Below are 24,408 nucleotides of genomic sequence, written 5' to 3'. Positions count from 1 at the left end.
AACAGGTTATGTCGCAATCTGCTTCATTAATTCTCACTAACGGTCAATTTCATACCCTTGATAGTGAAGCACCGCTGGCCGAGGCGGTGGCAATCAAAGATGGCAAAATTATCGCAGTAGGAGATGAGTCGTGGGTAATGAGCTTTGCGAGTGTGGAAACACAGCGAGTTGATCTCAAAGGCCATACGGTAATACCCGGCCTTAATGACTCACATTTGCACCTTATTCGTGGCGGGCTTAATTACAACCTGGAACTGCGTTGGGAAGGTATCCCTTCGCTTGCGGATGCTTTGCGCATGCTAAAAGATCAGGCTTTGCGCACCCCTTCGCCGCAGTGGGTACGTGTGGTTGGAGGGTGGACGGAGTTTCAGTTTGCTGAGCGCCGCATGCCGACGCTTGAAGAACTCAACGAAGCGGCACCGGATACGCCCGTTTTTGTGCTGCATCTTTACGACCGTGCACTGCTAAACCAGGCGGCACTTAGAGCGGTGGGCTACACCAAAGAGACGCCCAACCCGCCGGGAGGTGAAATTATGCGTGACCGCAATGGTAATCCAACCGGGATGCTAATCGCCAAACCGAATGCAATGATCCTCTATTCAACACTCGCGAAAGGGCCGAAATTGCCACTTGATATGCAGGTGAACTCGACGCGTCAGTTTATGCGAGAGCTCAACCGCTTAGGTGTAACCAGCGCCATTGATGCTGGTGGTGGTTTCCAGAACTACCCGGAGGATTACCAGATAATCGACCAGCTGCATGCTCAAAAGCAGATGACAGTGCGTATCGCTTACAACCTGTTTACCCAGCGCCCGCAGCATGAACTGGAAGATTTTGAAAAATGGACCGATATGCTTAAACCGGGGCAGGGGACGGATTTTTATCGTGCGAATGGTGCCGGAGAAATGCTGGTCTTTTCCGCCGCTGATTTTGAAGATTTTTTACAGCCTCGCCCGGATTTGCCTGAAGGCATGGAGCAAGAGCTGGAACGCGTGGTACGCCATTTAGTAGAGCATCGTTGGCCATTCCGTTTGCACGCGACCTATAACGAGTCCATCAGCCGCATGTTGGATGTATTCGAGAAAGTGAATCGCGATATCCCATTTAATGGTTTGCATTGGTTTTTCGACCATGCAGAAACGATTACTGAGAAAAATATCGAGCGTGTTAAAGCGTTGGGCGGCGGGATTGCAGTGCAGCACCGTATGGCGTTTCAGGGGGAATATTATGCCGCACGCTACGGAGCAGAGGCGGTTAAGCAGACGCCACCTGTCGCGAAAATGCTCTCCGCTGAATTGCCTGTTGGGTTAGGCACAGATGCGACAAGAGTTGCCAGCTACAACCCATGGACGGCGCTTTACTGGCTGGTATCGGGGCGTACCGTTGGCGGCATGCAAATGTATGACGACAATAACCGGCTTTCACGCGATGTGGCACTTGAGTTGTGGACTGCAGGCAGCGCGTGGTTTTCCAGTGAACAAGGTAAAAAAGGGCGCATTAAAACCGGGCAACTGGCCGATTTAGTTGTGCTTTCGAAAGATTTCTTCAAAGTAACCGAGGATGAGATTAAAGGGATTGAGTCTGTGCTGACATTCGTTGACGGCAAGGTGGTTTACGCAGCAGGTGCATTTACGCCGCTAGCACCGCCGCCAATCCCGGTCGTGCCTGAATGGTCACCCGTTACCACTGTTCCTGGACATTACCGCTCGGCACCGCCAGAAGCCGCAAAAGTGGGTATGATGGCGCAGGTGCATCAGTGTTGTGGTAGCTGCAATGTGCATGGTCACCAGCATGACACTGCGCGTAAATCGGCAATCCCGATTGCGGATGAAGGGGCATTCTGGGGTGTGATGGGATGTTCTTGCTTTGCGTTTTAACTACTCAAGCCAATAAAAAAGGCCGCTTGCGCGGCCTTTATCGTCAAAAACGTTTAGCGATTACAGGCTAGAAACGTTTTCGCTCAGGTATTTAGCAACGCCGTCTGGAGACGCGTTCATGCCTTCTTTACCTTTTTCCCACTGAGCCGGGCACACTTCGCCGTGCTCTTCGTGGAATTGCAGCGCATCAACCATACGCAGCATTTCATCAACGTTACGGCCCAGCGGCAGGTCGTTAACAACCTGGTGACGCACGATACCGTTTTTGTCGATCAGGAAAGAACCACGCAGAGCAACGCCTGCGTCTGGATGTTCGATGCCATAAGCTTTCTGAATTTCACGCTTAATGTCAGCAACCATCGCGTATTTCACTTCGCCGATGCCGCCATTTTCAACAGGGGTTTTACGCCATGCGTTGTGAACGAATTCGGAGTCAAAAGATACACCAACGACTTCTACGCCACGTTTCTGGAATTCTTCGTAACGCTTGTCGAACGCAATCAGTTCAGACGGACAAACGAAAGTGAAGTCCATTGGCCAGAAGAACACAACGGTGGTTTTACCATTGGTGTGTGCTTTGAAGTTGAAGTTCTCAACGATTTCGCCACTACCGAGAACGGCTGCAGCTGTAAAGTCAGGGGCTGGACGAGTAACCAGGACCATATGTACTCCTGTTAATTTTGTTAAAGTGAGTGTTAACGCAACGGGGGGAGTATAGGGGCGGCAATCCCTCTAACTCAAGCATGCTACGCCAATTAATGAGATAGGATTTACCTATCAAAAAATGAATATTCGCACAGCAGCGATCCAAAATAGCCCTTTTTTATAAAAGGGCAAGAATTTAATCGCAAGGCTGGGATCGCTTACAAATTCTTTTGTTTGGCTTGATTCATCATGCGTGGGTAGAACTGCCAGAACAGATCTTCAAGTGCATCATAGTGAGCATCAAGATCTTGCCAGGAAGCTCGCAAAGCATCAAGTTTTGGTCTACGGCTAGCCATGCCATTGAGAACATTAGCAATAAATGCCATGTCGCTATAACGCTCCATCCAGCGCTCTTGCCACAGATATTGGTTAAGATTGATAAAGCGCGGTGGGGTATCCGATAAGAACGGTTCAATATTGGCGCGAGCGCCAGAGATAAACTCTGGGAGCGAGATGTCCGGGCTTAGCGTTTGCCAATGGCGTGAAACGAAATGATCCCACATGACATCCAGCGTAATTGGTGCGACACGGCGTGTTTCAGGGCGGAACCATTGACGTGCAATCGCTACTTCCGGTAAACCATCGGTCAGAACATCCACACGGCGGTGCATTCGGATGCCAGCCACCACATCGCCTGGAAAACTTTCATCCGGGTTGCCACGTACGAAATCAGCCAGCAAATTACCCAAGAGTGAGCTGTCAGCAAGGCTTGCGAGATGTAAATGGGCGAGAAAATTCATAATAACCTTATTCGTAAATAGCGTAAGGGCGGCTTATTCCTTGCAGGGAAAGTCCCCTGGCACTAGACTGTAGCGCCACTTTTTAAGTCTTGAGTTCTAAACCATGCGCGTTGCCGATTTTTCCTTTGAATTACCTGATTCCTTGATTGCTCATTATCCACAAGCACAGCGTAGTGGGTGTCGTTTGCTGTCGCTGGAAGGGCCGACGGGTAATTTAACGCATGGCACTTTCACCGATTTGCTCGACAAGCTCAACCCTGGAGATTTGCTGGTCTTTAACAATACCCGCGTAATCCCGGCGCGCCTTTTTGGCCGTAAAGCGAGCGGCGGTAAGATTGAAGTGCTGGTCGAGCGCATGCTTGATGACAAACGTATTCTGGCGCATATCCGTGCTTCTAAAGCACCGAAACCGGGCGCTGAGTTGTTGTTGGGCGATGATGAAAGCGTACATGCCACTATGGTTGCGCGCCACGATGCGCTGTTCGAAGTGCAGTTTGAAGACGACCGCAGCGTGCTGGATATTTTAAACAGTATCGGCCATATGCCATTGCCACCGTATATTGACCGCCCGGATGAAGAATCTGACCGTGAGCTGTACCAGACGGTATATAGCCAGAAACCAGGTGCGGTTGCGGCTCCGACTGCGGGTCTGCACTTTGATGAGCCGTTGCTGGAAGCGCTGCGCAGCAAGGGTATTGAGCAGGCGTTTGTCACGCTGCACGTAGGAGCCGGGACATTCCAGCCAGTGCGCGTTGATAGCATCGAAGACCACATCATGCATTCCGAATATGCGGAAGTGCCTCAAGATGTCGTTGATGCCGTATTAGCCTGTAAAGCGCGTGGTAATCGCGTTATCGCGGTTGGCACGACATCAGTTCGTTCTTTAGAAAGCGCGGCTCAGGCAGCAAAAAATGACCTGATCGAACCTTTCTTCGGCGACACACAAATTTTCATCTATCCAGGTTATCAATACAAAGTGATTGATGCACTGGTGACCAATTTCCACCTGCCGGAATCGACTCTGATCATGCTGGTTTCTGCGTTTGCTGGTTATAAAAACACCATGAACGCCTATAAAGAAGCCGTAAGTTCCGAATATCGCTTTTTTAGTTACGGGGATGCCATGTTCATCACGTACAATCCGCAGGCTATTGATGAGCGCCCAGGCGCGTAATCACTAAATTCTACGCCGCCGGTTACTCCGACGGCGTTTTGTCTTAACCATCAGACTGTTTCTCTGATGCCGGAGGAAATGTGAAATTTGAATTAGATACTACCGACGGACGCGCTCGTCGTGGCCGTTTGGTGTTCGACCGTGGCGTTGTTGAAACGCCTGCGTTCATGCCTGTTGGCACTTACGGCACCGTAAAAGGGATGACGCCGGAAGAAGTTGAAGCCACTGGCGCGCAAATTATTCTGGGTAACACCTTCCACCTGTGGCTGCGTCCTGGCCAGGAAATCATGAAGTTGCACGGCGACTTACATGACTTTATGCAGTGGAAAGGCCCAATTCTGACTGACTCCGGCGGTTTCCAGGTCTTTAGCCTTGGTGACATCCGTAAGATTACCGAAGCTGGTGTTCACTTCCGCAACCCTATCAACGGCGATGCAATTTTCCTCGATCCAGAAAAATCTATGGAAATTCAATACGATCTCGGTTCCGATATCGTAATGATCTTCGATGAATGTACGCCGTATCCAGCTGACTGGGATTACGCTAAGCGCTCAATGGAGATGTCTCTGCGTTGGGCACAGCGTAGTCGCGATCGCTTTGATTCTCTTGAGAATAAAAATGCGCTGTTCGGTATTATTCAGGGCAGTGTTTACGAAGATTTACGAGATATCTCGGTAAAAGGTCTGGTAGAGATTGGCTTTGATGGCTACGCTGTCGGCGGCCTGGCTGTAGGTGAACCGAAGGAAGACATGCACCGTATTCTGGAACATGTTTGCCCGCAAATCCCTGCTGACAAGCCACGTTACCTGATGGGCGTAGGGAAACCGGAAGACTTGGTTGAAGGTGTTCGTCGCGGTATTGATATGTTCGACTGCGTGATGCCAACCCGTAACGCACGTAATGGTCATCTCTTCGTTACTGATGGCGTGGTGAAAATCCGTAATGCGAAGCATAAAGATGACACTTCGACGCTGGATTCTGAGTGTGATTGCTATACGTGTCGCAATTATTCACGTGCCTACTTGTATCATCTTGACCGTTGCAACGAAATACTCGGTGCACGCCTCAATACGATTCATAACTTGCGCTATTACCAGCGTTTAATGGCAGGTTTACGCAAGGCCATTGAAGAGGGTAAATTAGAGCAGTTCGTGAGTGATTTTTACGAGCGAATCGGTAAACCAGTTCCACCTTTGAATGTTGATTAATTTAATAATGAGGGATTTTTAATGAGCTTTATCATTTCTGATGCGGTTGCTGCAACAGGTGCTCCGGCGCAGGGTAGCCCGTACTCTTTGATTCTTATGCTGGTGGTATTTGGTCTGATCTTCTATTTCATGATCTTGCGCCCACAGCAAAAACGTACCAAAGAGCATAAAAAGCTGATGGACTCCATCTCTAAAGGGGATGAAGTACTGACTACTGGTGGTCTGGTTGGTCGCGTAGTGAAAGTAGCTGAAACTGGCTATATCTCTATCGCGTTGAACGACACCACTGAAGTGGTTATCAAGCGTGATTTCGTAGCTGCCGTTCTGCCGAAAGGCACTATGAAGGCGCTGTAATATTCGTTTTTCCCTAAGGGAACTACCGTGCTAAACCGCTATCCTTTGTGGAAGTACATCATGCTGATCGTCGTGTTTATCGTCGGTCTGCTATACGCACTTCCCAACCTATATGGTGAGGATCCGGCAGTTCAGATCACTGGCGCGCGCGGCGTCGCCGCCAGTGAGCAAACGCTGATCCAGGTCCAGAACACCTTAAACGCAGAAAAAATCCCCGCTAAGTCTGTGGCCCTGGAAGAGGGTGCGATTCTTGCACGCTTTGACACCACTGATACGCAGCTTCGTGCTCGTGAGGCTCTGATGAGCGTCCTTGGCGATAAATACGTTGTGGCACTTAACTTAGCTGCGGCGACTCCTCGCTGGTTATCCGCTATTTCCGCAGAACCGATGAAACTCGGTCTGGATCTACGTGGTGGCGTGCACTTCCTGATGGAAGTGGACATGGATACCGCGCTGAGCAAGTTGCAGGAACAAACCATTGATAACCTGCGTAGCGATCTTCGCGATAAGAGCATTGCGTACACCAACGTGCGTAAAGCCGATAACTATGGCGTCAATGTTGTTTTCCGTGACAGCCAAACGCGTGATCAAGCTATCTCCTATTTAACTCCACGCCATCGTGATCTGGTGATTTCTGCTCAAGGCAACAACGCAATGCGTGCTGTAATGACAGATGCTCGCCTGAGTGAAGCGCGTGAGTATGCCGTTCAACAGAACATCAATATTCTGCGTAACCGTGTAAACCAACTGGGTGTTGCTGAACCATTGGTACAGCGTCAGGGTGCGGATCGTATTGTTGTTGAACTGCCAGGTATTCAAGATACTGCGCGTGCGAAAGAGATTCTTGGCGCGACTGCAACGCTTGAATTCCGTTTGGTCAACACTAACGTGGATGCTTCCGCTGCGGCTTCTGGCCGTGTACCGGGTGATTCCGAAGTGAAAGATACCCGTGAAGGTCAACCGGTTGTCCTGTACAAACGTGTGATTCTGACCGGTGACCATATCACCGACTCCACTTCCAGCACCGATGAATACAACCAGGCCCAGGTGAATATTTCACTCGATAGCGCTGGCGGTAACATCATGTCTAACTTCACTAAGGACAACATCGGAAAACCGATGGCAACTCTTTTTGTGGAGTACAAAGACAGCGGTAAGAAAGATGCTACTGGTCGTGCGATTCTGGCGAAGCAAGAAGAAGTTATTAACGTGGCGAACATTCAGTCGCGTCTGGGTAACAGCTTCCGTATCACAGGTATCAGCAATCCAAATGAAGCTCGCCAGCTTTCTCTGCTGTTGCGTGCGGGTGCATTGATTGCGCCAATTCAGATTGTTGAAGAGCGTACCATCGGCCCAACTTTGGGTATGGAAAACATCAAGCAAGGTCTGGAAGCGTGTCTGGCAGGTCTGGCCGTTTCAATCCTCTTTATGCTGTTCTTCTATAAGAAGTTTGGCCTGATTGCGACCTCTGCACTGTTGGTTAACCTGGTAATGATTGTTGGGATTATGTCCCTGCTGCCAGGGGCAACGCTTACCATGCCAGGGATTGCGGGGATCGTGTTAACCCTTGCCGTCGCCGTCGATGCCAACGTACTGATAAATGAACGTATTAAGGAAGAACTTAGTAACGGACGTTCGGTACAACAGGCTATCCACGAGGGCTACCAGGGCGCGTTCAGCTCTATTTTCGATGCCAATATCACGACGCTTATCAAGGTCATCATCCTGTATGCCGTAGGCACCGGGGCAATTAAAGGCTTTGCGATCACAACCGGTATTGGTGTGGCGACGTCCATGTTTACCGCAATCGTCGGTACCCGTGCCATCGTAAACCTGTTGTACGGCGGCAAACGCATCAACAAGCTGTCTATCTGAGGAGTGCGTTGTGGCACAGGAATATACTGTTGAACAATTGAATTACGGCCGTAGAGTCCATGACTTTATGCGCTGGGATTTCTGGGCTTTCGGAATCTCTGGGTTCCTGCTAATCCTTTCTCTCGCCATTATCGGCGTGAAAGGTTTTAACTGGGGTCTGGATTTCACCGGTGGTACGGTTATCGAAATCTCGCTGGAAAAACCAGCGGATTTAGACCAAATGCGTGAAGCGTTGCAGAAAGCGGGCTTTGCTGATCCGCTGGTGCAGAACTTCGGTAGCAGCCGTGACATTATGGTACGTATGCCACCTGCCAAAGGGGAAACCGGTGGGCAGGTGTTGGGTAGCAAAGTCGTTAGCGTAATTAACGAAGCAACCAGCCAAAATGCCGGAATAAAGCGTATTGAGTTTGTTGGCCCGAGTGTGGGTGCCGATCTTGCTCAAAACGGTGCTCTGGCACTGCTTGCCGCGCTGCTTTCCATCCTGGTATATGTTGGATTCCGCTTTGAGTGGCGTCTGGCAGCCGGTGTGGTTATCGCACTGATGCACGACGTGATCATAACTTTGGGCGTACTGTCGCTATTCCATATTGAGATAGACTTAACCATCGTCGCGTCGTTGATGTCGGTTATCGGCTACTCACTGAATGACAGTATCGTAGTATCTGACCGTATTCGTGAAAACTTCCGTAAGATTCGTCGCGGAACGCCTTACGAAATCTTCAACGTTTCTTTGACGCAGACGCTGCATCGTACGTTGATTACATCCGGTACTACGTTGGTTGTGATTCTGATGCTGTATCTGTTCGGTGGGGCAATGCTGAAAGGCTTCTCACTGACCATGCTTATCGGTGTTTCTATCGGTACTGTTTCTTCTATCTACGTGGCGTCTGCACTGGCGTTGAAACTGGGCATGAAGCGTGAGCACATGTTGCAGCAGAAAGTAGAGAAAGAAGGCGCGGATCAACCGTCGATTCTGCCTTAACCTTTAGGGTTTCGCTGAAAGCTAAAACCGCAGCCATTGTGCTGCGGTTTTTTTCGCCTGGTTAAAAGTCTCCTGACAGTATGCTGTCAGGAGGGGCTCGTTAGACTCTTCGATGAACCCTATCAATGAGGAGCAAACACATGGACACCATCATCAACTGGTTTGAAATTCCGGTACAGGATCTGGAACGAGCAACGGCTTTTTATGAAGCTGTTTTTGCGACTGAATTTCGCCGCGAAAGTATGTCTGGCATGGAGATGGCTATCTTCCCGCATACCAAGCCGAATCCCGGCGGGGCACTATTGAAATCCGATGCGTTTAAACCTGCTGCACAGGGAACCGTTGTTTATCTGCATGCACCTGATTTAGCCGCCATGCTTGAGCGTGTGGTTAAAGCCGGAGGCGAATGCGTATTCGGCCCGCAAGAACTCCCGGATGACATTGGGACTTTTGCGCTTATCGTCGACAGTGAAGGGAATCGTGTCGGGTTACATCAACCGGTTTGACTCCCGGTATATACTGAATGACAAACGCCTGCCGGACATTCTGGCAGGCATTACTCTTTTGAAATAACGCCATGAGCCGAAGAGCAGACCGCCTTTTTCAAATCGTCCAGATCCTGCGTGGGCGTCGTATTTCCACGGCAGCGTTACTTGCCGAACGCCTTGAGGTTTCTGAACGCACCATTTATCGCGATATCCGCGACCTTTCACTTTCCGGTGTTCCCATTGAAGGTGAGGCTGGCTGCGGCTACCGATTATTACCGGGCTATGATTTGCCACCGCTGATGTTTACGGCGAACGAAGTGGAAGCGCTCGTGGCCGCGATTCGTCTGCTGCAAACATGGAGCGGTGAAACGCTGGCGCAGGCTGCCGGAACGGCAGAAGAAAAGCTGCTTGGTGTACTCACCCCACAGCGACGGGCGGTTGCGGAGCGCTGCCGCATCCTTTCGCCTGATTTTAATAAATATCCGCAGGTCAAAACGTGGTTTGATGTTTTTCATCGCGCAATTGGCCAGCTTCAGGTACTGCGCATCGACTATGAAGATCATAAGGGGGAAGTGTCGAGCCGTAATATACACCCGCTTGGGCTGACATTTTGGGGCGAAGTCTGGCTGCTGGTAGCCTGGTGTGAAACGCGTGAAGATTACCGCAGTTTTCGCCTGGATCGCTGTTTGTCTGTGGCCCCCACGGGGCTGCATTTTTCGGAGCGACCCGACCGTTCTTTAAATCATTTTATTCAGTTGCAGCAAAATGAAGGCTGTCTTCCAGAAACAAAAAAGCCGACCGGCAAATAGCGGATCGGCTTTTTAAGGATTCAGACAGCTATTAGAAGTTGTAACCAACCACTAAGTAACCACCCCAACCGGTAGAGCGAACGCTGAAATCACCGTTACCGAAGTTCAGGCTTGCGTCGTCATTCCACTGGCCACCGTTGTGCCAGTAACGGGCAACAACTGCATAGTGGAAGTGATCGTAGTTCAGAGACAGGATGTGGCTGGATGCGATGGAATCACTGGTACGAGCATGCTTGCCGTTGTTATCCATGAAGTTGTCATCGCCCAGGTCTGAGCCCCAGTCGAAGTTGGTGAAACCGATGTAGCTCAGGTTACCGCCCCACAGGGAAGTAATCGGTACAAAGTATTTCACTTTGAAGCGGTAGCCATCCCACTCGTTTTCGTTGGATGCGCCATAGTTCTGCCATTGGTATTTCGCGTACACGTTCATGGACAGGCTCATTGGCAGGCCAGTGTCGATGTCGGTACCCAGACCCATGTACCAGGTGCTCTGGCGGCCATCTTTGTTGCGACCCATATCGTAGATATAGTTGTTTGCAACATACCATTCTTTGAACGGACCGAAGCTCAGGTCAGTGCCAGTCAGCTTGTCGATAGAGAAACGCGGTTCGATTTCCATAAACAGTGGAGAACCGTGGTTCCAGATACCTTTCGCATCAGTGTTACCACCGAAGAATACTGGCGCATCCATGTAACCATAGAAGTCGAACCAGTCTTTCTTAGCGAAAGCTTCATATTCCAGGTAGGTATCGTTACGGATTTGTGGTCCGAAACGGGTGTGGTAGCTGCCCACAACGTTAACGCTTTGGTGCCACCAATCAGAAAGGTATTCGGTATTTTTTGTTTCTTCAGCCTGAGCCGTGAAAGAGCTTGAAAGCGCCAGGACGGTGCTAGCCGCCAAAATAATTTTTTTCATTTTATATGCCACTGTTTTTTACATGGATCCCGTGAGGGCAGGAGGTGTTTTATCACCTAAGGTCATCAACCATTAACTTGGCTTTTTATTGACGCGCCTATTATAGAAATCCCTGCTCACAAAAATATGTTTCATTTCACATTATCGTTAAGTACGTAATCGATTGCGTTCTCAATTGCGCACATTAAAAACGGGCGAGATTCTACCTGCTTCTGAAATTTAAGCAAATAGATGGTCCGTTGTTACAGGTATATGTGATTAAGATCACTAGATTTATTCTTTGAAGTGAAAGGTGCTGATCGTGTTTCATTTGTTTAGTTGTAACAAAAAACGCAGATGTTACTGAGGGTTACCCCCGCAAGCGCGAGGGCAATTATCTATTGTTGGGCTGGTAGTGCCTGCGAAGGGTCGACTGGTTGTATATCGTGAATTCTCACAAAACCTAATTGTTCAGGCGAAAGCCCTGAAAGCAACAACGGGATACTGACATCGCTCGGTGCCAGCACGCTCGCAGGAGCACTGAATTGCTGTGACTGGACGTTCACTTCCTGGTAGTTATCCGTAGTGCCCTGAATTTGTCCCCATTCTACTTTGCCGGTAAAAGCGGGCAGAGGATCGTTGGACTCACCTTTGATAACGAGCATCACACGGCTGCCATTTGCTTCAGGAGTCATGCTGCTCAGCGACATTTGTAAATTACCTAACTGACTATTCAGGCGTGCCGGAGTTTTAGAACCTGGTAACAAGTAGACGCCAGTAGTTGATTTCGCATTCAGCGCATTTTGTTGCGTCAGCTTGATTGTCTGGTCAGTGAGCTTTGTCATTTCTTTATTCAGTGAACCCACTTCACTCTTCATTTGATGAACTTCAGTTTGTTGCGCGCAGGCGCTGAGGCTCACCAGGCTGCTAACCAGGAGTATTCTTAGGTAACTCTTTGTCATCGCTAATTTTTCCTTGAGGTTTTGTCCTGATTTAAGCGTAGCTTGTCGCTAATGAAAAGTCATATTTGTTGGGATGATGTGGCGTTACCTTTGTACTCCCGCTACTTCGCGGTAAACTATTGTTCATTTGAATAATCCTTCAGGACGCGCCATGCATTGCCCATTCTGTTTCGCAGTAGACACCAAAGTGATTGATTCCCGGCTTGTCGGCGAAGGGTCATCCGTGCGTCGTCGCCGCCAGTGCCTGGTTTGTCATGAACGCTTCACAACTTTTGAAGTGGCGGAACTAGTGATGCCACGCGTCGTGAAAAGTAATGATGTTCGCGAACCGTTTAATGAAGACAAGCTACGTAGCGGTATTTTAAAAGCACTGGAAAAACGCCCAGTGAGCTCTGGCGACGTTGAAATGGCAGTAAACCACATCAAATCCCAATTGCGTGGCACAGGCGAGCGTGAAGTACCAAGCAAAATGATCGGCAATCTGGTAATGGAACAGCTTAAGAAACTCGATAAAGTGGCGTATATCCGCTTTGCTTCGGTTTATCGCAGCTTTGAAGATATCCGCGAGTTTGGCGAAGAAATTGCCCGTTTACAGGATTAATGCTGATGTCGCTTGATGAAAAGTTTATGGCTCGCGCGCTGCAATTGGCAAAGCGTGGCCGCTTTACTACTATGCCAAACCCCAATGTTGGCTGCGTGATTGCTAAAGATGGCGAAATTGTTGGTGAAGGTTTCCACTTTCGTGCGGGCGAACCTCATGCAGAAGTTCACGCGTTGCGTATGGCGGGTGACAAAGCACAAGGTGCTACGGCGTATGTCACTCTGGAGCCATGCAGTCATCACGGTCGCACACCTCCGTGCTGCGATGCGTTAATTGCGGCTGGTGTTTCGCGTGTGGTTGCCGCGATGCAAGACCCGAATCCACAAGTTGCCGGGCGTGGTTTGTACCGCCTGAAAGAAGCAGGCATTGAAGTCAGCCATGGTTTGATGATGAACGAAGCTGAGGTCATTAACCGTGGCTTCCTGAAACGTATGCGCACTGGCTTCCCATATATCCAACTTAAACTTGGCACGTCGCTGGACGGGCGCACCGCGATGGCAAGTGGTGAAAGTCAGTGGATCACTTCGCCTGAGTCACGCCGTGATGTGCAGCGCTTGCGTGCGCAAAGTGCAGCTATTCTAAGCAGCAGTGCAACGGTGTTGGCTGACGATCCGTCTTTAACTGTGCGTTGGAATGAATTAGACAGCGCGACTCAGGCCGTTTACGCCGAAGATAACTTACGCCAGCCAACGCGCATTATTCTCGATCGTGAAAATCTCGTGACGCCGCACCACAAAATTATCGCTCAGGCAGGTGAAACCTGGCTTGCACGTTGTAAAGCGAATGAGCAAATATGGCCTAATGGTGTTGAGCAATTTATCGTGCCAGAGCATAACGGTCATCTCGATTTGGTCGTCATGATGATGCTACTGGGCAAACGCCAGGTGAATTCCATTTGGGTGGAAGCGGGCGCAACACTTGGTGGGGCGCTACTTCAAGCTGGTCTGGTTGATGAGTTGATTGTGTATGTAGCACCGAAATTATTAGGTAACGACGCACGTGGCTTTTGTAACCTGCCAGGGCTTGAAAAATTAGCCGATGCGCCAGAATTTAGCTTTAGTGAAGTCCGTCAGGTCGGCCCTGATTTGTGCCTGCATTTAACGCCGCGATACAGTCGCTAGTAAAACGTAAGCGGGCACGAAAAGTTTATGATAAAATCCGCCCCCCTAACGGGGCTAAACAGAACCGTAAAGGAAGAATATGAACATCATTGAAGCAGCCGTTGCTACTCCAGACGCTCGCGTCGCCATCACCATCGCGCGTTTTAACAACTTCATCAATGGCAGCCTGCTGGATGGTGCGCTTGACGCCCTGAAACGTATCGGCCAGGTTAAAGATGAAAATATCACCGTGGTCTGGGTTCCGGGTGCTTACGAGTTGCCACTGGCGGCAGATGCACTGGCGAAAACCGGTAATTATGACGCGGTGATTGCGCTGGGTACGGTTATCCGTGGCGGCACAGCTCACTTTGAATATGTTGCTGGTGGTGCCAGCAATGGCCTGGCACATGTTGCGCAGGAAAGTGGTATTCCAGTCGCCTTTGGCGTGCTGACCACCGAAAGTATTGAACAAGCCATCGAACGCGCTGGCACAAAAGCCGGTAACAAGGGTGCAGAAGCTGCACTGACCGCGCTTGAAATGATTAATGTATTGAAAGCCATCAAGGCCTGATTTTTTGTAAGGGGAAATCTGTGAAACCTGCTGCTCGTCGCCGTGCCCGTGAGTGTGCCGTTCAGGCGCTATACTCCTGGCAGTTATCTCGAAATGACATCGCTGATGTCGAATACCAGTTCCTGGCTGAACAGGACGTCAAAGACGTTGACGTTAACTACTTCCGCGAACTGTTGGTCGGGGTGGCTACTAACAGCGCGTATCTGGATGGGCTAATGAAGCCTTACCTGTCTCGCCAGCTCGAAGAGTTGGGTCAGGTAGAAAAAGCGGTTCTGCGTATTGCACTGTTTGAATTGGCTAAACGTGATGACGTGCCATACAAAGTGGCAATCAACGAAGCCATTGATCTTGCGAAAACCTTCGGTGCTGAAGACAGCCACAAGTTCGTCAATGGTGTGCTTGATAAAGCTGCTCCACAGATTCGTCCCCGCAAAAAGTAATCTTCTGGCCGGTGATTATTCATGAGTTTTTGAGCTACAGCCAACAACGCTGTAGCCTAAAGAATACTGAATACCCGGCCTTTTTTTATTCTATATCCGTTAGCATTCAAGTTGCAGCGAACACCCCTGCAGCTTGCAGAATGATGGGTATATTCAGAGGCGTAACGAATGGCATGCGGTGAGTTTTCCTTAATTGCCCGTTATTTTGATCGCGTAAGCAGTTCCCGTCGCGATGTGGAAACCGGAATCGGCGATGATTGTGCATTGCTGACGGTAGCCGAGAAGCAACTTTTAGCGATAAGCACTGATACGCTAGTCTCAGGCATCCACTTCCTGCCGGATATCGATCCTCGCGATTTGGGCTACAAAGCTCTGGCTGTTAATCTAAGCGATTTGGCTGCTATGGGCGCCGATCCGGCCTGGCTGACGCTGGCTATTACCCTTCCTGAAGTCGATGAAAGCTGGCTTGAAGCCTTCAGCGATAGTCTGTTTGAACAACTCGAATACTACGATATGCAGCTGATCGGCGGTGATACCACACGTGGTCCGCTCTCAATGACGCTGGGTATTCATGGTCTCGTGCCGGTGGGGCGTGCGCTTAAACGAAGTGGCGCGCGGCCAGGTGACTGGATCTACGTCACGGGTACGCCGGGCGACAGCGCAGCTGGCCTGGCCATTTTGCAGGATCGCTTAGAGGTTAAAGATCCCGCGCAAGCTGCATATCTTAAAAAGCGCCATTTGCGCCCAACTCCTCGCGTGCTGCACGGGCAGGCCTTGCGTGATCTCGCCAGCAGCGCAATTGACCTCTCTGACGGGCTAATCTCTGATTTAGGTCATATTCTTAAAGCAAGCGGATGTGGAGCGCGCATAGATCTCGATGCTCTGCCATATTCGACCGCCTTGAAAACTAACGTCAGCGCTGAACTCGGGTTGCAATGGGCGCTTTCTGGCGGAGAAGATTACGAGCTGTGTTTTACCGTGCCGGAACTCAATCGTGGTGCCCTGGATGTCGCTATTGGCAATCTTGGAATTCCATTTACTTGCATCGGCCAGGTTGCGCCTGAGTCTGAAGGGCTGCAGTTCTTGCAAAATGGCAAACCGGTTACGCTGGATTTAAAAGGATACGATCACTTTGCCTCGCGCTAAAGATGTGGCTAAAAGCCGTCTCAAACTCAGCAATCCCTGGCATTTGCTTGCCACTGGTTTTGGCAGTGGCTTAAGTCCAATAATGCCGGGTACCGTGGGGTCGCTTGCAGCGATCCCATTCTGGTATCTGATGACATTTTTGCCATGGCAGCTCTATTCCATGGTCATCATGCTTGGTATTTGTATTGGTGTTTATCTGTGCCACCAGACCGCACGTGATATGGGGGTTCATGACCACGGCAGTATAGTGTGGGATGAATTCATCGGCATGTGGATTACGCTGATGGCGCTGCCAATCAACGACTGGCGCTGGGTTGCCGCAGGCTTTTTGGTATTCCGAATTCTCGATATCTGGAAGCCGTGGCCAATCCGTTGGTTTGACCGTAACGTGCATGGAGGTATGGGGATCATGGTGGATGACATTGTCGCCGGGGTGTTCTCCGCGGGAATAATCTATGTGATTGGTCACCACTGGCCGATTGGCTTGTTCTGATTTAAACAACCCTAACACTCTCCTGATGGAGAGTGTTAGGGCATTGAACAGTTACTTGAATCCTACCTTTTCATGCGGTTCGTATACCGTTTCCAGCTCGGCAATCTCTTCAGGTTTCAGCGTTAAATCCACCGCACCCAGTAAATCATCCAGTTGGTGCTCACGCGAGGTACCAATAATCGGCGCGGCAATCCCCGGCTTACTCAGCAGCCATGCCAGCGCGACTTGCGCACGTGACACACCTTTATCATCCGCGACATTCGCCAGACGTTCAGCAATCAGCGCATCGTTATCCCGGCTCCCTTCGTACAGCGTTTTACCAAACTCATCAGACACCGAGCGCGCGGTGGTATCACCCCATGGGCGAGTCAACTTGCCGCGTGCAAGCGGGCTCCATGGGATCACGGCGATCCCCTGTTCGTAGCACAGCGGCAGCATATCGAGCTCTTCTTCACGATAGATCAGATTGTAGTGATCCTGCATGGTGACGAAACGCGCCCAGCCATGTTGATCCTGCAATGCCAGCGCTTGCGCAAACTGGGAGCTGTGCATGGACGACGCGCCGATATAACGTGCTTTACCCGCTTTCACCACATCGTTTAGCGCTTCAAGCGTCTCTTCAATAGGCGTGTTGTAGTCCCAGCGGTGGATTTGCAGCAGATCGACATAATCGGTCCCAAGGCGGCGCAAGCTGTCATCAATCGAACGCAAAATCTGTGCTCGTGACAAGCCTTCAGCCAAATCGCCGACCTGATGGTAAACCTTGGTAGCCAGTACGGCATCTTCGCGGCGCATGAAGTCTTTAAGAGCACGCCCGACAATCTCTTCGCTGCTACCGTCGGAATAGCTATTGGCGGTATCAAAGAAATTAATGCCGTTATCGATGGCGTGTTTGATGATGAGGCGGCTGCTCTCTTCGGGAAGCGTCCAGGCGTGTTTACCACGGTCTGGCTCACCAAAGGTCATGCAGCCCAGGCAAAGGCGGGAAACTTTGAGGTCTGTTTTTCCTAACGTGTTGTATTGCATACTTCCACTCCAACTATTCAGGTTCCTTTAAGCATAGCAGGAGTGGAGCAGGGGATTATTTAAGCCAGTCGCGGATCTTCGTTTCCATGCCTTGAGCATCAAGCCCAATGGCGGCACGCGCTTCTTCCTGAGTGCCTTGCGGAATAAAGTAATCCGGCAGGCCAATATTCAGCACCGGAACCACTTTACGGTTGGCCATCAGCACTTCGTTGACGCCACTCCCAGCACCACCCATGACCGCATTCTCTTCTATTGTCACCAGTGATTCGTGGCTGGCAGCCAGTTCCAGAATCAGCGCTTCATCAAGCGGCTTCACAAAACGCATATCGACCAGCGTTGCGTTCAGTGATTGGGCAACGGCTTCCGCTTCCGGCAACAGCGTGCCGAAGTTCAGCAGCGCGACTTTCTCACCAGCGCGTTTCTTCACACCTTTACCGATTGGCAGCGACTCCAGCGGCTGTAATTCAGCGCCAGTACCATTACCACGCGGATAACGCACCGCCGATGGGCCTGCGTTGTAGTGATAACCGGTGTGCAGCATCTGGCGGCATTCGTTTTCATCACTCGGTGTCATGATGACCATTTCCGGAATGCAGCGCAGGAAGGAGATGTCGAACGCGCCCTGATGGGTTTGGCCATCAGCGCCAACAATGCCCGCACGGTCGATGGCAAACAACACCGGCAACTTCTGGATGGCGACGTCGTGAATCACCTGATCGTATGCGCGTTGCAGGAAGGTCGAGTAAATGGCGACAACCGGTTTGTAACCGCCAATGGCGAGGCCAGCAGCAAATGTAACTGCGTGCTGTTCGGCAATCGCGACATCAAAATATTGCGACGGATACTGGCGTGAAAACTCCACCATACCGGAGCCTTCGCGCATTGCAGGCGTGACAGCCATCAGTTTGTCGTCTTTGGCTGCGGTTTCGCATAACCAGTTACCGAAGATTTTCGAATAGCTCGGCAGGCCGCCCGCCGCTTTCGGCAGCGTGCCGCTTTGCGGGTCAAATTTAGGCACTGCGTGGAAGCTAATCGGGTCTTTTTCAGCAGGCGCGTAGCCACGACCTTTTTTGGTCATGATGTGCAGGAACTGCGGCCCGTTCAGGTCACGCATGTTCTTCAGCGTATTCACCAGGCCAACAACATCATGCCCGTCAACCGGGCCAATATAGTTAAAGCCCAGCTCTTCAAACAACGTTCCCGGAACCACCATACCTTTCAGGTGCTCTTCGGTACGTTTGAGCAGCTCTTTAATCGGCGGTACGCCGGAGAACACTTTTTTCCCGCCTTCACGCAGCGAAGAGTAGAGTTTGCCCGAAAGCAGTTGCGCGAGGTGGTTGTTTAGCGCACCGACATTCTCAGAAATCGACATTTCGTTGTCGTTAAGAATAACCAGCATATTTGGGCGAATGTCACCCGCATGGTTCATCGCTTCAAATGCCATACCTGCGGTGATTGCGCCATCGCCAATGACGCAAACGGTACGACGCTCTTTGCCTTCTTTGCCAGCGGCTACTGCGATACCAATTCCCGCACTGATTGAGGTGGACGAGTGGCCCACGCTCAATACGTCATATTCGCTCTCGGCGCGCCATGGGAAGGGATGCAAGCCACCTTTCTGGCGGATAGTGCCAATTTTGTCACGACGGCCAGTAATGATTTTATGCGGATAAGCCTGATGACCGACATCCCAGATTAACTGGTCAAACGGGGTGTTATACACATAGTGAAGCGCCACGGTCAGTTCTACCGTGCCAAGGCCAGAGGCAAAGTGCCCGCTGGAACGGCTTACGCTATCGAGCAGGTAACGACGCAGCTCGTCACAAAGTTTCGGTAAGCTCTCTTTTGGCAACAGGCGTAGCTCAGGGGCTGATTCCACCAGTGCGAGGGTCGGGTATTTGGCAATATCAAAACTCATTAAGAAACTCATCGTGGTGTTTACCCTTCATCCTTCAAGCCTGCGCCTGAATGCCAAAGGGTAGTTAATAATTATTTATCACGTTGGATTATATAGCTCGCTAACGCTTCCAGTGCGGTAGTGTCTAACGACTGGCGAGCCAGGCCTTCCAGCGCCCTGAGAGAATCCTGGTAGAGATCCCAAGCTTTAGCTTTGGCATTTTCAAGCCCCAACAAGGCCGGATAGGTACTTTTACCCAGATGCTGGTCGGCGCCCTGGCGTTTACCCAATGTCGCGGTATCACCAATAACGTCGAGGATATCGTCCTGAACCTGGAATGCTAGCCCAATGCTTTCAGCATAACGGTCAAGCAACGGCAGGGCGTTACGGCCTGCATCACCTGCGCTTAATGCACCCAGACGAACAGCGGCACGAATTAACGCCCCTGTTTTATGGCGATGAATGCGCTCAAGGCTTTGCAGGTCAACATGCTTACCTTCTGCTTCCAGATCAAGCGCCTGGCCGCCACACATTCCAGCCACGCCACTGGCAGTTGCGAGTTCTTTTACCATCGCCAGCCGGTCTGCAATCGCCACGCCCGCCATTGGTGCATCACTTAGTATAGAAAACGCCAACGTTTGTAGGGCATCTCCTGCCAAAATGGCACTGGCTTCACCGAATTTGATGTGACAAGTCGGTTGCCCACGACGCAAATCGTCGTCATCCATGGCGGGTAAATCATCGTGAATCAATGAATAAGCATGGATACATTCGATTGCCGCAGCAGGTGCATCCAGCGTTTCTTGCACTATGCCGAACATTTCCCCGGTCGCGTAGACCAGGAAAGGGCGGAGTCTCTTGCCACCAAATAGTGCGCCATAGTGCATTGCCTCAACCAGAGGAGTGTTCTGAAACGGTAGCGGTGCCAGGAAACGCAGCAGCGCATCGTTGGCCCGCTCGGCGTGGGCCTGCAACTGATGGTTAAAATCCATTTACTCGTTATCCGGGGTAAAAGGCTTGAGTGGGGCGTCTTCGCTATCGTTTAGCAGGATTTGCACACGTTGTTCTGCTTGCTGCAGTTTCACCTGACCCTGGCGTGCAAGCTGCACCCCACGTTCAAATTCATTTAACGCCTCTTCGAGCGCTAAATCTCCGCTCTCCAGACGAGTAACAATCTGCTCAAGCTCCACAAGCGCAGTTTCAAAACTGGCTGGGACTTCGGTTTTTTCGGCATAGTGAATGTCTGACTCTAATAATTTTTGCGACTCTGCAATGGTAGCGGAAACTGACAAGCAAGTAACCATGAGCATGTTGGTTAGCAGAGGTTAGTGATATACTTGCGCGCCTCGGATGCAGCGGCAACTCGCCGTTGCAGTTCTTTAAGTCTTCCAGCCCGCATGATTCATATTATGCCTGGCTCATCAACGAATCTAAGCCGCCATGAAGTTTATCATTAAATTGTTCCCGGAAATCACCATCAAGAGTCAATCTGTGCGCATACGCTTTATTAAGATGCTCACCGGGAACATTCGCAACGTTTTAAAACACTACGATGAAGATCTGGCGGTTGTTCGCCACTGGGACAACATTGAAGTTCGCGCTAAAGATGAAAATCAGCGCATCGCCATTCGTGAAGCGTTGACCCGCATTCCCGGTATCCACCACATTCTGGAAGTTGAAGATGTGCCGTTTACCGACTTGCACAATATCTTCGAACAGGCGCTGGAGCTTTATCGCGATCAACTGGAAGGCAAAACCTTCTGCGTGCGTGTAAAACGTCGTGGTAAACATGAGTTTAGCTCGATTGAAGTTGAGCGTTATGTCGGTGGTGGCCTGAACCAGCACATTGAATCTGCGCGCGTAAAACTGACTAAACCAGAAGTTACCGTTAATCTGGAAATCGAAAACGATCGCCTGCTGCTGGTTAAAGGCCGCTATGAAGGCATCGGCGGTTTCCCGATTGGCACGCAAGAAGATGTGCTGTCTTTGATCTCCGGCGGTTTCGACTCCGGTGTTTCCAGCTACATGCTGATGCGTCGCGGTTGCCGCGTGCACTATTGCTTCTTTAACCTCGGTGGTGCTGCGCACGAAATCGGCGTTAAACAGGTTGCTCACTATTTGTGGAACCGTTTTGGCAGCTCCCACCGTGTGCGCTTTGTGGCGATCAACTTTGAACCTGTTGTTGGCGAAATCCTCGAGAAAGTCGAAGACGGCCAGATGGGCGTGGTGCTTAAGCGTATGTTTGTGCGTGCTGCGTCCCGTGTTGCTGAACGCTACGGCGTGCAGGCACTGGTAACCGGCGAGGCGCTGGGCCAGGTTTCCAGCCAGACGCTGACCAACTTGCGTTTAATCGATAATGTTTCTGATACGTTGATTCTGCGCCCGCTTATCTCTCACGATAAAGAGCACATCATCGATCTGGCTCGTGAAATTGGTACAGCCGACTTTGCGCGTACCATGCCGGAATACTGCGGTGTTATCTCGAAGAGCCCAACCGTTAAAGCGGTGAAAGCGAAGATTGAAGCTGAAGAAGCCAACTTTGACTTCTCCATCCTCGATCGCGTTATTGAAGAAGCCAGCAACATCGATATCCGTGAAATCGCCAATCAGAGCAAAGAAGTCGTTACGGAAGTTGAAACCGTTGATGCATTTGGCCCGAATGACGTGCTGCTGGATATCCGTTCTATCGACGAGCAGGACGATAAGCCATTCAAACCAGAAGGTGTGGAAGTGGCATCAATGCCGTTCTACAAGCTGAGCACTGCATTTGGCGATTTGGATCAGAGCAAAAACTATTTGCTGTGGTGCGACCGCGGTGTGATGAGTCGTTTGCAGGCGCTGTATCTGCGTGAGCAAGGTTTTGAGAATGTGAAGGTTTATCGCGCTTAATCAGTTGGCGGGTTGCGTTCTGCATACCCGCTCAATAACTGCTTCACGTAGGTCGGATTAGCCAAAGCGACATCCGACAGCACGTTTACTGATAATCCCTGTAGCTATAAATTCCCGCCGCCAATACCAATTGCTGTGACACCTCATGGGCTTTTTCACGGCTCACCAGCAAGTCGATAATCTTCAGCGCAAAATCAATGGCTGTACCTGGCCCCTGGCTCGTTAACAGGTTGACGCGCGGATCCCACACAATACGCTTATCCTGCCACTGAGCTTCGGGAATCGTCTCTTTCAGCCCTGGAAAGCCAGTCATATTTGCAATCGGGAAAAGCTCATGCGGAACCAATACCGTACCCGCTGCGGCACAAATCGCGGCCACAATGCGGCCTGAAAGATGGAACTGGCGCACGGTTTCAACCAGTAGTGGGCTGTCGCGGAAACATTCCGCACCTTTTAAGCCGCCCGGCAACACGATGATATCGAACTCACCGTCCGCCACTTCAACCAGCGGCGCGTCAGCCAGTAGTTTTACCCCACGCGAGCAGGTAATCGTCAGATCCCCATCGCTGGCAACGCTTGCTGTGGTAACGCTAATACCGCCACGGACCAGAAGATCGATAGTGGTGACGGCTTCGGTCTCTTCAGTCCCAGGAGCCAGACAAACCAGTGCTCGAGCGCTCATATTCATTCTCCTTATGCTTTATTTGCTCATACAAGCGGCTGTTCACCGGCACTGAAAGGCCATGGGCGCGCGCGCGTTGCAGTAAATAACCAGTAATGTAATCAATCTCGGTGTGGCGTTCGACCCGCACATCCTGAAGCATCGACGAGATGTTTTCCGCCGTGCTTTCGATAACTTCGCCGACATAATAAATCAAGTCTTCAGGCGTCGTATGGTGGCCTTCGCGTTCCATTACCATAGCGACTTCGTGGCAAATATCGCTGACTTCATTTTGATGCTGGCGTAAATCACCATTCGGGCAATTGTAGAGTGCGGTGAGAGGGTTAATCACGCAATTTACCGCCAGCTTCTTCCAACTGGCAGGCAGGATGTTGTCGTGCCAGGCTATTTCGGGCAACACATTGTGCAGGGTATCGGCGAGATAGCTGAAATTGTGGCCCGCCGCGTTTCCTGGCCCAATATGCGTTATGCCATTGGCGACGTGAATAATCACGTTACCGTCGCGGCGTGCGGCGTGTGTGGTGACGCCCAGTAAAATGGGTTGATGTATGCTGCGTAACTCTTCGAGCGTCCCCATACCGTTGTGGAGCAGCAGAATTGGGCTGTTTGCCGGTAGTCTTCCCACCAGGACTTTTACAGCGCCAGAAACCTGCCATGCTTTAAGTGTCACCAGCAACAAATCACTGTTGGCGAGAAAATCAGGATCGTTGGCGATAAGCGTTTGGTTGAACACGCTACCATCGGTTTCAACCAGATTGACATGGCAAAAAGGTTGCGGCACGCGCAACCATCCCTGGACTTCATGTCCTTGCTTAAAAAGCGATGCCAGCCAGAGTTGGCCGAGCGCACCGCAACCTAGCACGGTGATTTTCATTTTGCCTCCTGGCAGCAGATGTTTTGCTTAATCTATATTATACAGGGCTCTCTCGTGCTTTAACGGGTTGTTTTGCGCGGCCCAGCAGGTATTATGCAACGCAACAAAAAGAGAGGGAGAAGAAAGCATGCCATCTTTTGACATTGTGTCTGAAATTGATATCCAGGAAGTGCGTAACGCGATTGAAAACGCGGAACGTGAGGTTGCTACTCGTTTTGACTTCCGTAATGTGCCGGCAACATTTGAACTGAATGAGAAAAATCAGTCCATCAAAGTTGCCAGCGAGTCTGACTTCCAGGTCAACCAACTGTTGGATATTCTTCGTGCCAAGCTGCTTAAGCGCGGTATCGAAGGGGCTTCAATTGATGTGCCGGAAGAGTTCGTGCACAGCGGTAAAACCTGGAGCGTTGAAGCGAAGCTCAAGCAGGGCATTGAATCGACTATCGCCAAGAAAATTGTGAAGCTGATTAAAGACAGCAAAACAAAAGTTCAGGTGCAGATTCAGGGCGAAGAGCTGCGTGTTACGGGCAAATCTCGCGACGATTTACAGGCCGCAATGGCGCTGGTTCGTGGTGGTGATTTGGGGCAACCGTTCCAGTTTAAAAACTTCCGCGACTGAT

The 24,408-nt window shown here is 50.7% G+C and carries 26 protein-coding genes; 16 read left to right on the top strand and 10 right to left on the bottom strand.

Features of this window, described 5'->3' with window-relative positions:
• Window positions 1–8 precede the first annotated feature (8 nt).
• Window positions 9–1,877, top strand: coding sequence for an amidohydrolase (locus AC0IXI_RS18865; RefSeq protein ID WP_471682936.1), 1,869 nt, complete (start codon window positions 9–11; stop codon window positions 1,875–1,877).
• Between the two features lie 60 nt (window positions 1,878–1,937).
• On the opposite strand, the gene AC0IXI_RS18860 is transcribed toward AC0IXI_RS18865, so the two are convergent.
• The gene (locus AC0IXI_RS18860) at window positions 1,938–2,540 is read right to left on the bottom strand and encodes a peroxiredoxin C (RefSeq protein WP_034457921.1); all 603 of its coding nucleotides are present in this window, start codon (window positions 2,538–2,540) and stop codon (window positions 1,938–1,940) included.
• 200 nt (window positions 2,541–2,740) lie between these two features.
• The gene (gene acpH / locus AC0IXI_RS18855; protein WP_471682935.1) at window positions 2,741–3,322 is read right to left on the bottom strand and encodes an ACP phosphodiesterase; all 582 of its coding nucleotides are present in this window, start codon (window positions 3,320–3,322) and stop codon (window positions 2,741–2,743) included.
• A gap of 103 nt (window positions 3,323–3,425) precedes the next feature.
• Between acpH and queA the strand changes: the two genes are divergently transcribed.
• The 7 genes from queA (at window position 3,426) to AC0IXI_RS18820 (ending at window position 10,212) form a co-directional block, all read left to right on the top strand.
• A complete protein-coding gene (queA, locus tag AC0IXI_RS18850) occupies window positions 3,426–4,496 on the top strand; it encodes a tRNA preQ1(34) S-adenosylmethionine ribosyltransferase-isomerase QueA (protein WP_064516582.1) in 1,071 nt (356 codons plus the stop codon).
• Window positions 4,497–4,576: 80 nt separating this feature from the next.
• On the top strand, window positions 4,577–5,704 hold the full coding sequence (gene tgt, locus AC0IXI_RS18845) for a tRNA guanosine(34) transglycosylase Tgt (RefSeq protein WP_064516584.1): 1,128 nt from the start codon (window positions 4,577–4,579) through the stop codon (window positions 5,702–5,704).
• A 21-nt stretch (window positions 5,705–5,725) separates the two neighbouring features.
• Window positions 5,726–6,058 (top strand): preprotein translocase subunit YajC, encoded by a 333-nt coding sequence (yajC, locus tag AC0IXI_RS18840; protein ID WP_034457929.1) that lies wholly within the window; start codon window positions 5,726–5,728, stop codon window positions 6,056–6,058.
• Window positions 6,059–6,085: 27 nt separating this feature from the next.
• Window positions 6,086–7,933: a protein translocase subunit SecD gene (gene secD / locus AC0IXI_RS18835; RefSeq protein ID WP_424222899.1), complete on the top strand. Its 1,848-nt coding sequence runs from the start codon at window positions 6,086–6,088 to the stop codon at window positions 7,931–7,933.
• A 10-nt stretch (window positions 7,934–7,943) separates the two neighbouring features.
• Window positions 7,944–8,915, top strand: coding sequence for a protein translocase subunit SecF (gene secF, locus AC0IXI_RS18830; RefSeq protein ID WP_064516589.1), 972 nt, complete (start codon window positions 7,944–7,946; stop codon window positions 8,913–8,915).
• A 140-nt stretch (window positions 8,916–9,055) separates the two neighbouring features.
• Window positions 9,056–9,421 carry a VOC family protein gene (locus AC0IXI_RS18825; protein ID WP_064516591.1) on the top strand — a complete coding sequence of 122 codons (366 nt, stop codon included), beginning with the start codon at window positions 9,056–9,058 and terminating at the stop codon, window positions 9,419–9,421.
• A gap of 71 nt (window positions 9,422–9,492) precedes the next feature.
• A complete protein-coding gene (locus tag AC0IXI_RS18820; RefSeq protein ID WP_471682934.1) occupies window positions 9,493–10,212 on the top strand; it encodes a helix-turn-helix transcriptional regulator in 720 nt (239 codons plus the stop codon).
• Between the two features lie 31 nt (window positions 10,213–10,243).
• Here the strand turns inward: AC0IXI_RS18820 and AC0IXI_RS18815 are convergent, their stop codons facing one another.
• On the bottom strand, window positions 10,244–11,128 hold the full coding sequence (locus AC0IXI_RS18815; protein ID WP_064516594.1) for a nucleoside-specific channel-forming protein Tsx: 885 nt from the start codon (window positions 11,126–11,128) through the stop codon (window positions 10,244–10,246).
• A gap of 377 nt (window positions 11,129–11,505) precedes the next feature.
• Window positions 11,506–12,069 carry a SadB/YajI family lipoprotein gene (locus AC0IXI_RS18810; protein WP_134184057.1) on the bottom strand — a complete coding sequence of 188 codons (564 nt, stop codon included), beginning with the start codon at window positions 12,067–12,069 and terminating at the stop codon, window positions 11,506–11,508.
• Window positions 12,070–12,220: 151 nt separating this feature from the next.
• Here AC0IXI_RS18810 and nrdR point away from each other — a divergent pair, with 151 nt between their 5' ends.
• The 6 genes from nrdR to pgpA all read left to right on the top strand — a co-directional run bounded on the left by nrdR (window position 12,221) and on the right by pgpA (window position 16,420).
• Complete coding sequence (gene nrdR, locus AC0IXI_RS18805) at window positions 12,221–12,670, top strand: transcriptional regulator NrdR (RefSeq protein ID WP_471682933.1); 450 nt, start codon at window positions 12,221–12,223, stop codon at window positions 12,668–12,670.
• Window positions 12,671–12,675: 5 nt separating this feature from the next.
• Window positions 12,676–13,791, top strand: a complete 1,116-nt coding sequence (gene ribD, locus AC0IXI_RS18800; protein WP_471682932.1) for a bifunctional diaminohydroxyphosphoribosylaminopyrimidine deaminase/5-amino-6-(5-phosphoribosylamino)uracil reductase RibD — start codon at window positions 12,676–12,678, stop codon at window positions 13,789–13,791.
• Window positions 13,792–13,870: 79 nt separating this feature from the next.
• Entirely contained in the window at window positions 13,871–14,341 is a 471-nt protein-coding gene (ribH, locus tag AC0IXI_RS18795) for a 6,7-dimethyl-8-ribityllumazine synthase (protein WP_471682931.1), read from the top strand.
• A gap of 20 nt (window positions 14,342–14,361) precedes the next feature.
• Window positions 14,362–14,781, top strand: coding sequence for a transcription antitermination factor NusB (nusB, locus tag AC0IXI_RS18790; RefSeq protein ID WP_034457944.1), 420 nt, complete (start codon window positions 14,362–14,364; stop codon window positions 14,779–14,781).
• A gap of 168 nt (window positions 14,782–14,949) precedes the next feature.
• Entirely contained in the window at window positions 14,950–15,927 is a 978-nt protein-coding gene (gene thiL, locus AC0IXI_RS18785; RefSeq protein WP_471682930.1) for a thiamine-phosphate kinase, read from the top strand.
• Entirely contained in the window at window positions 15,914–16,420 is a 507-nt protein-coding gene (gene pgpA, locus AC0IXI_RS18780) for a phosphatidylglycerophosphatase A (protein ID WP_064516602.1), read from the top strand. Before thiL ends, pgpA begins: the two co-directional genes overlap by 14 nt.
• 51 nt (window positions 16,421–16,471) lie before the next feature.
• Here pgpA and AC0IXI_RS18775 read toward each other — a convergent pair whose 3' ends face one another.
• The 4 genes from AC0IXI_RS18775 to xseB all read right to left on the bottom strand — a co-directional run bounded on the left by AC0IXI_RS18775 (window position 16,472) and on the right by xseB (window position 20,584).
• Window positions 16,472–17,446 carry an aldo/keto reductase gene (locus tag AC0IXI_RS18775; protein WP_413498093.1) on the bottom strand — a complete coding sequence of 325 codons (975 nt, stop codon included), beginning with the start codon at window positions 17,444–17,446 and terminating at the stop codon, window positions 16,472–16,474.
• A 55-nt stretch (window positions 17,447–17,501) separates the two neighbouring features.
• Window positions 17,502–19,364 (bottom strand): 1-deoxy-D-xylulose-5-phosphate synthase, encoded by a 1,863-nt coding sequence (gene dxs / locus AC0IXI_RS18770; RefSeq protein ID WP_413498126.1) that lies wholly within the window; start codon window positions 19,362–19,364, stop codon window positions 17,502–17,504.
• Between the two features lie 71 nt (window positions 19,365–19,435).
• The gene (gene ispA, locus AC0IXI_RS18765) at window positions 19,436–20,335 is read right to left on the bottom strand and encodes a (2E,6E)-farnesyl diphosphate synthase (RefSeq protein WP_471682929.1); all 900 of its coding nucleotides are present in this window, start codon (window positions 20,333–20,335) and stop codon (window positions 19,436–19,438) included.
• Complete coding sequence (xseB, locus tag AC0IXI_RS18760) at window positions 20,336–20,584, bottom strand: exodeoxyribonuclease VII small subunit (RefSeq protein WP_471683252.1); 249 nt, start codon at window positions 20,582–20,584, stop codon at window positions 20,336–20,338.
• 199 nt (window positions 20,585–20,783) lie between these two features.
• Between xseB and thiI the strand changes: the two genes are divergently transcribed.
• Window positions 20,784–22,232 (top strand): tRNA uracil 4-sulfurtransferase ThiI, encoded by a 1,449-nt coding sequence (gene thiI, locus AC0IXI_RS18755; protein WP_064516610.1) that lies wholly within the window; start codon window positions 20,784–20,786, stop codon window positions 22,230–22,232.
• An 85-nt stretch (window positions 22,233–22,317) separates the two neighbouring features.
• On the opposite strand, the gene yajL is transcribed toward thiI, so the two are convergent.
• Both yajL and panE read right to left on the bottom strand, forming a co-directional pair.
• On the bottom strand, window positions 22,318–22,914 hold the full coding sequence (gene yajL / locus AC0IXI_RS18750) for a protein deglycase YajL (protein WP_064516613.1): 597 nt from the start codon (window positions 22,912–22,914) through the stop codon (window positions 22,318–22,320).
• Window positions 22,874–23,788 (bottom strand): 2-dehydropantoate 2-reductase, encoded by a 915-nt coding sequence (gene panE, locus AC0IXI_RS18745; protein WP_471682928.1) that lies wholly within the window; start codon window positions 23,786–23,788, stop codon window positions 22,874–22,876. Before panE ends, yajL begins: the two co-directional genes overlap by 41 nt.
• Window positions 23,789–23,915: 127 nt before the next feature.
• On the opposite strand from panE, the gene AC0IXI_RS18740 reads away from it, so the two are divergent.
• Complete coding sequence (locus AC0IXI_RS18740) at window positions 23,916–24,407, top strand: YajQ family cyclic di-GMP-binding protein (RefSeq protein WP_064516617.1); 492 nt, start codon at window positions 23,916–23,918, stop codon at window positions 24,405–24,407.
• Window position 24,408: the final 1 nt, after the last annotated feature.

This window comes from Buttiauxella sp. AC038 (genome assembly GCF_979253565.1).
This window is presented reverse-complemented; position numbering and strand designations above follow the sequence as displayed.

Coding starts and splice junctions, on each gene's coding strand:
- AC0IXI_RS18865 (WP_471682936.1), top strand. CDS start 9: ATGTCGCAATCTGCTTCATTAATTCTCACTAACGGTCAATTTCATACC.
- AC0IXI_RS18860 (WP_034457921.1), bottom strand. CDS start 2,540: ATGGTCCTGGTTACTCGTCCAGCCCCTGACTTTACAGCTGCAGCCGTT.
- acpH (WP_471682935.1), bottom strand. CDS start 3,322: ATGAATTTTCTCGCCCATTTACATCTCGCAAGCCTTGCTGACAGCTCA.
- queA (WP_064516582.1), top strand. CDS start 3,426: ATGCGCGTTGCCGATTTTTCCTTTGAATTACCTGATTCCTTGATTGCT.
- yajC (WP_034457929.1), top strand. CDS start 5,726: ATGAGCTTTATCATTTCTGATGCGGTTGCTGCAACAGGTGCTCCGGCG.
- AC0IXI_RS18825 (WP_064516591.1), top strand. CDS start 9,056: ATGGACACCATCATCAACTGGTTTGAAATTCCGGTACAGGATCTGGAA.
- AC0IXI_RS18820 (WP_471682934.1), top strand. CDS start 9,493: ATGAGCCGAAGAGCAGACCGCCTTTTTCAAATCGTCCAGATCCTGCGT.
- AC0IXI_RS18815 (WP_064516594.1), bottom strand. CDS start 11,128: ATGAAAAAAATTATTTTGGCGGCTAGCACCGTCCTGGCGCTTTCAAGC.
- AC0IXI_RS18810 (WP_134184057.1), bottom strand. CDS start 12,069: ATGACAAAGAGTTACCTAAGAATACTCCTGGTTAGCAGCCTGGTGAGC.
- nrdR (WP_471682933.1), top strand. CDS start 12,221: ATGCATTGCCCATTCTGTTTCGCAGTAGACACCAAAGTGATTGATTCC.
- ribD (WP_471682932.1), top strand. CDS start 12,676: ATGTCGCTTGATGAAAAGTTTATGGCTCGCGCGCTGCAATTGGCAAAG.
- ribH (WP_471682931.1), top strand. CDS start 13,871: ATGAACATCATTGAAGCAGCCGTTGCTACTCCAGACGCTCGCGTCGCC.
- thiL (WP_471682930.1), top strand. CDS start 14,950: ATGGCATGCGGTGAGTTTTCCTTAATTGCCCGTTATTTTGATCGCGTA.
- AC0IXI_RS18775 (WP_413498093.1), bottom strand. CDS start 17,446: ATGCAATACAACACGTTAGGAAAAACAGACCTCAAAGTTTCCCGCCTT.
- dxs (WP_413498126.1), bottom strand. CDS start 19,364: ATGAGTTTTGATATTGCCAAATACCCGACCCTCGCACTGGTGGAATCA.
- ispA (WP_471682929.1), bottom strand. CDS start 20,335: ATGGATTTTAACCATCAGTTGCAGGCCCACGCCGAGCGGGCCAACGAT.
- thiI (WP_064516610.1), top strand. CDS start 20,784: ATGAAGTTTATCATTAAATTGTTCCCGGAAATCACCATCAAGAGTCAA.
- yajL (WP_064516613.1), bottom strand. CDS start 22,914: ATGAGCGCTCGAGCACTGGTTTGTCTGGCTCCTGGGACTGAAGAGACC.
- panE (WP_471682928.1), bottom strand. CDS start 23,788: ATGAAAATCACCGTGCTAGGTTGCGGTGCGCTCGGCCAACTCTGGCTG.
- AC0IXI_RS18740 (WP_064516617.1), top strand. CDS start 23,916: ATGCCATCTTTTGACATTGTGTCTGAAATTGATATCCAGGAAGTGCGT.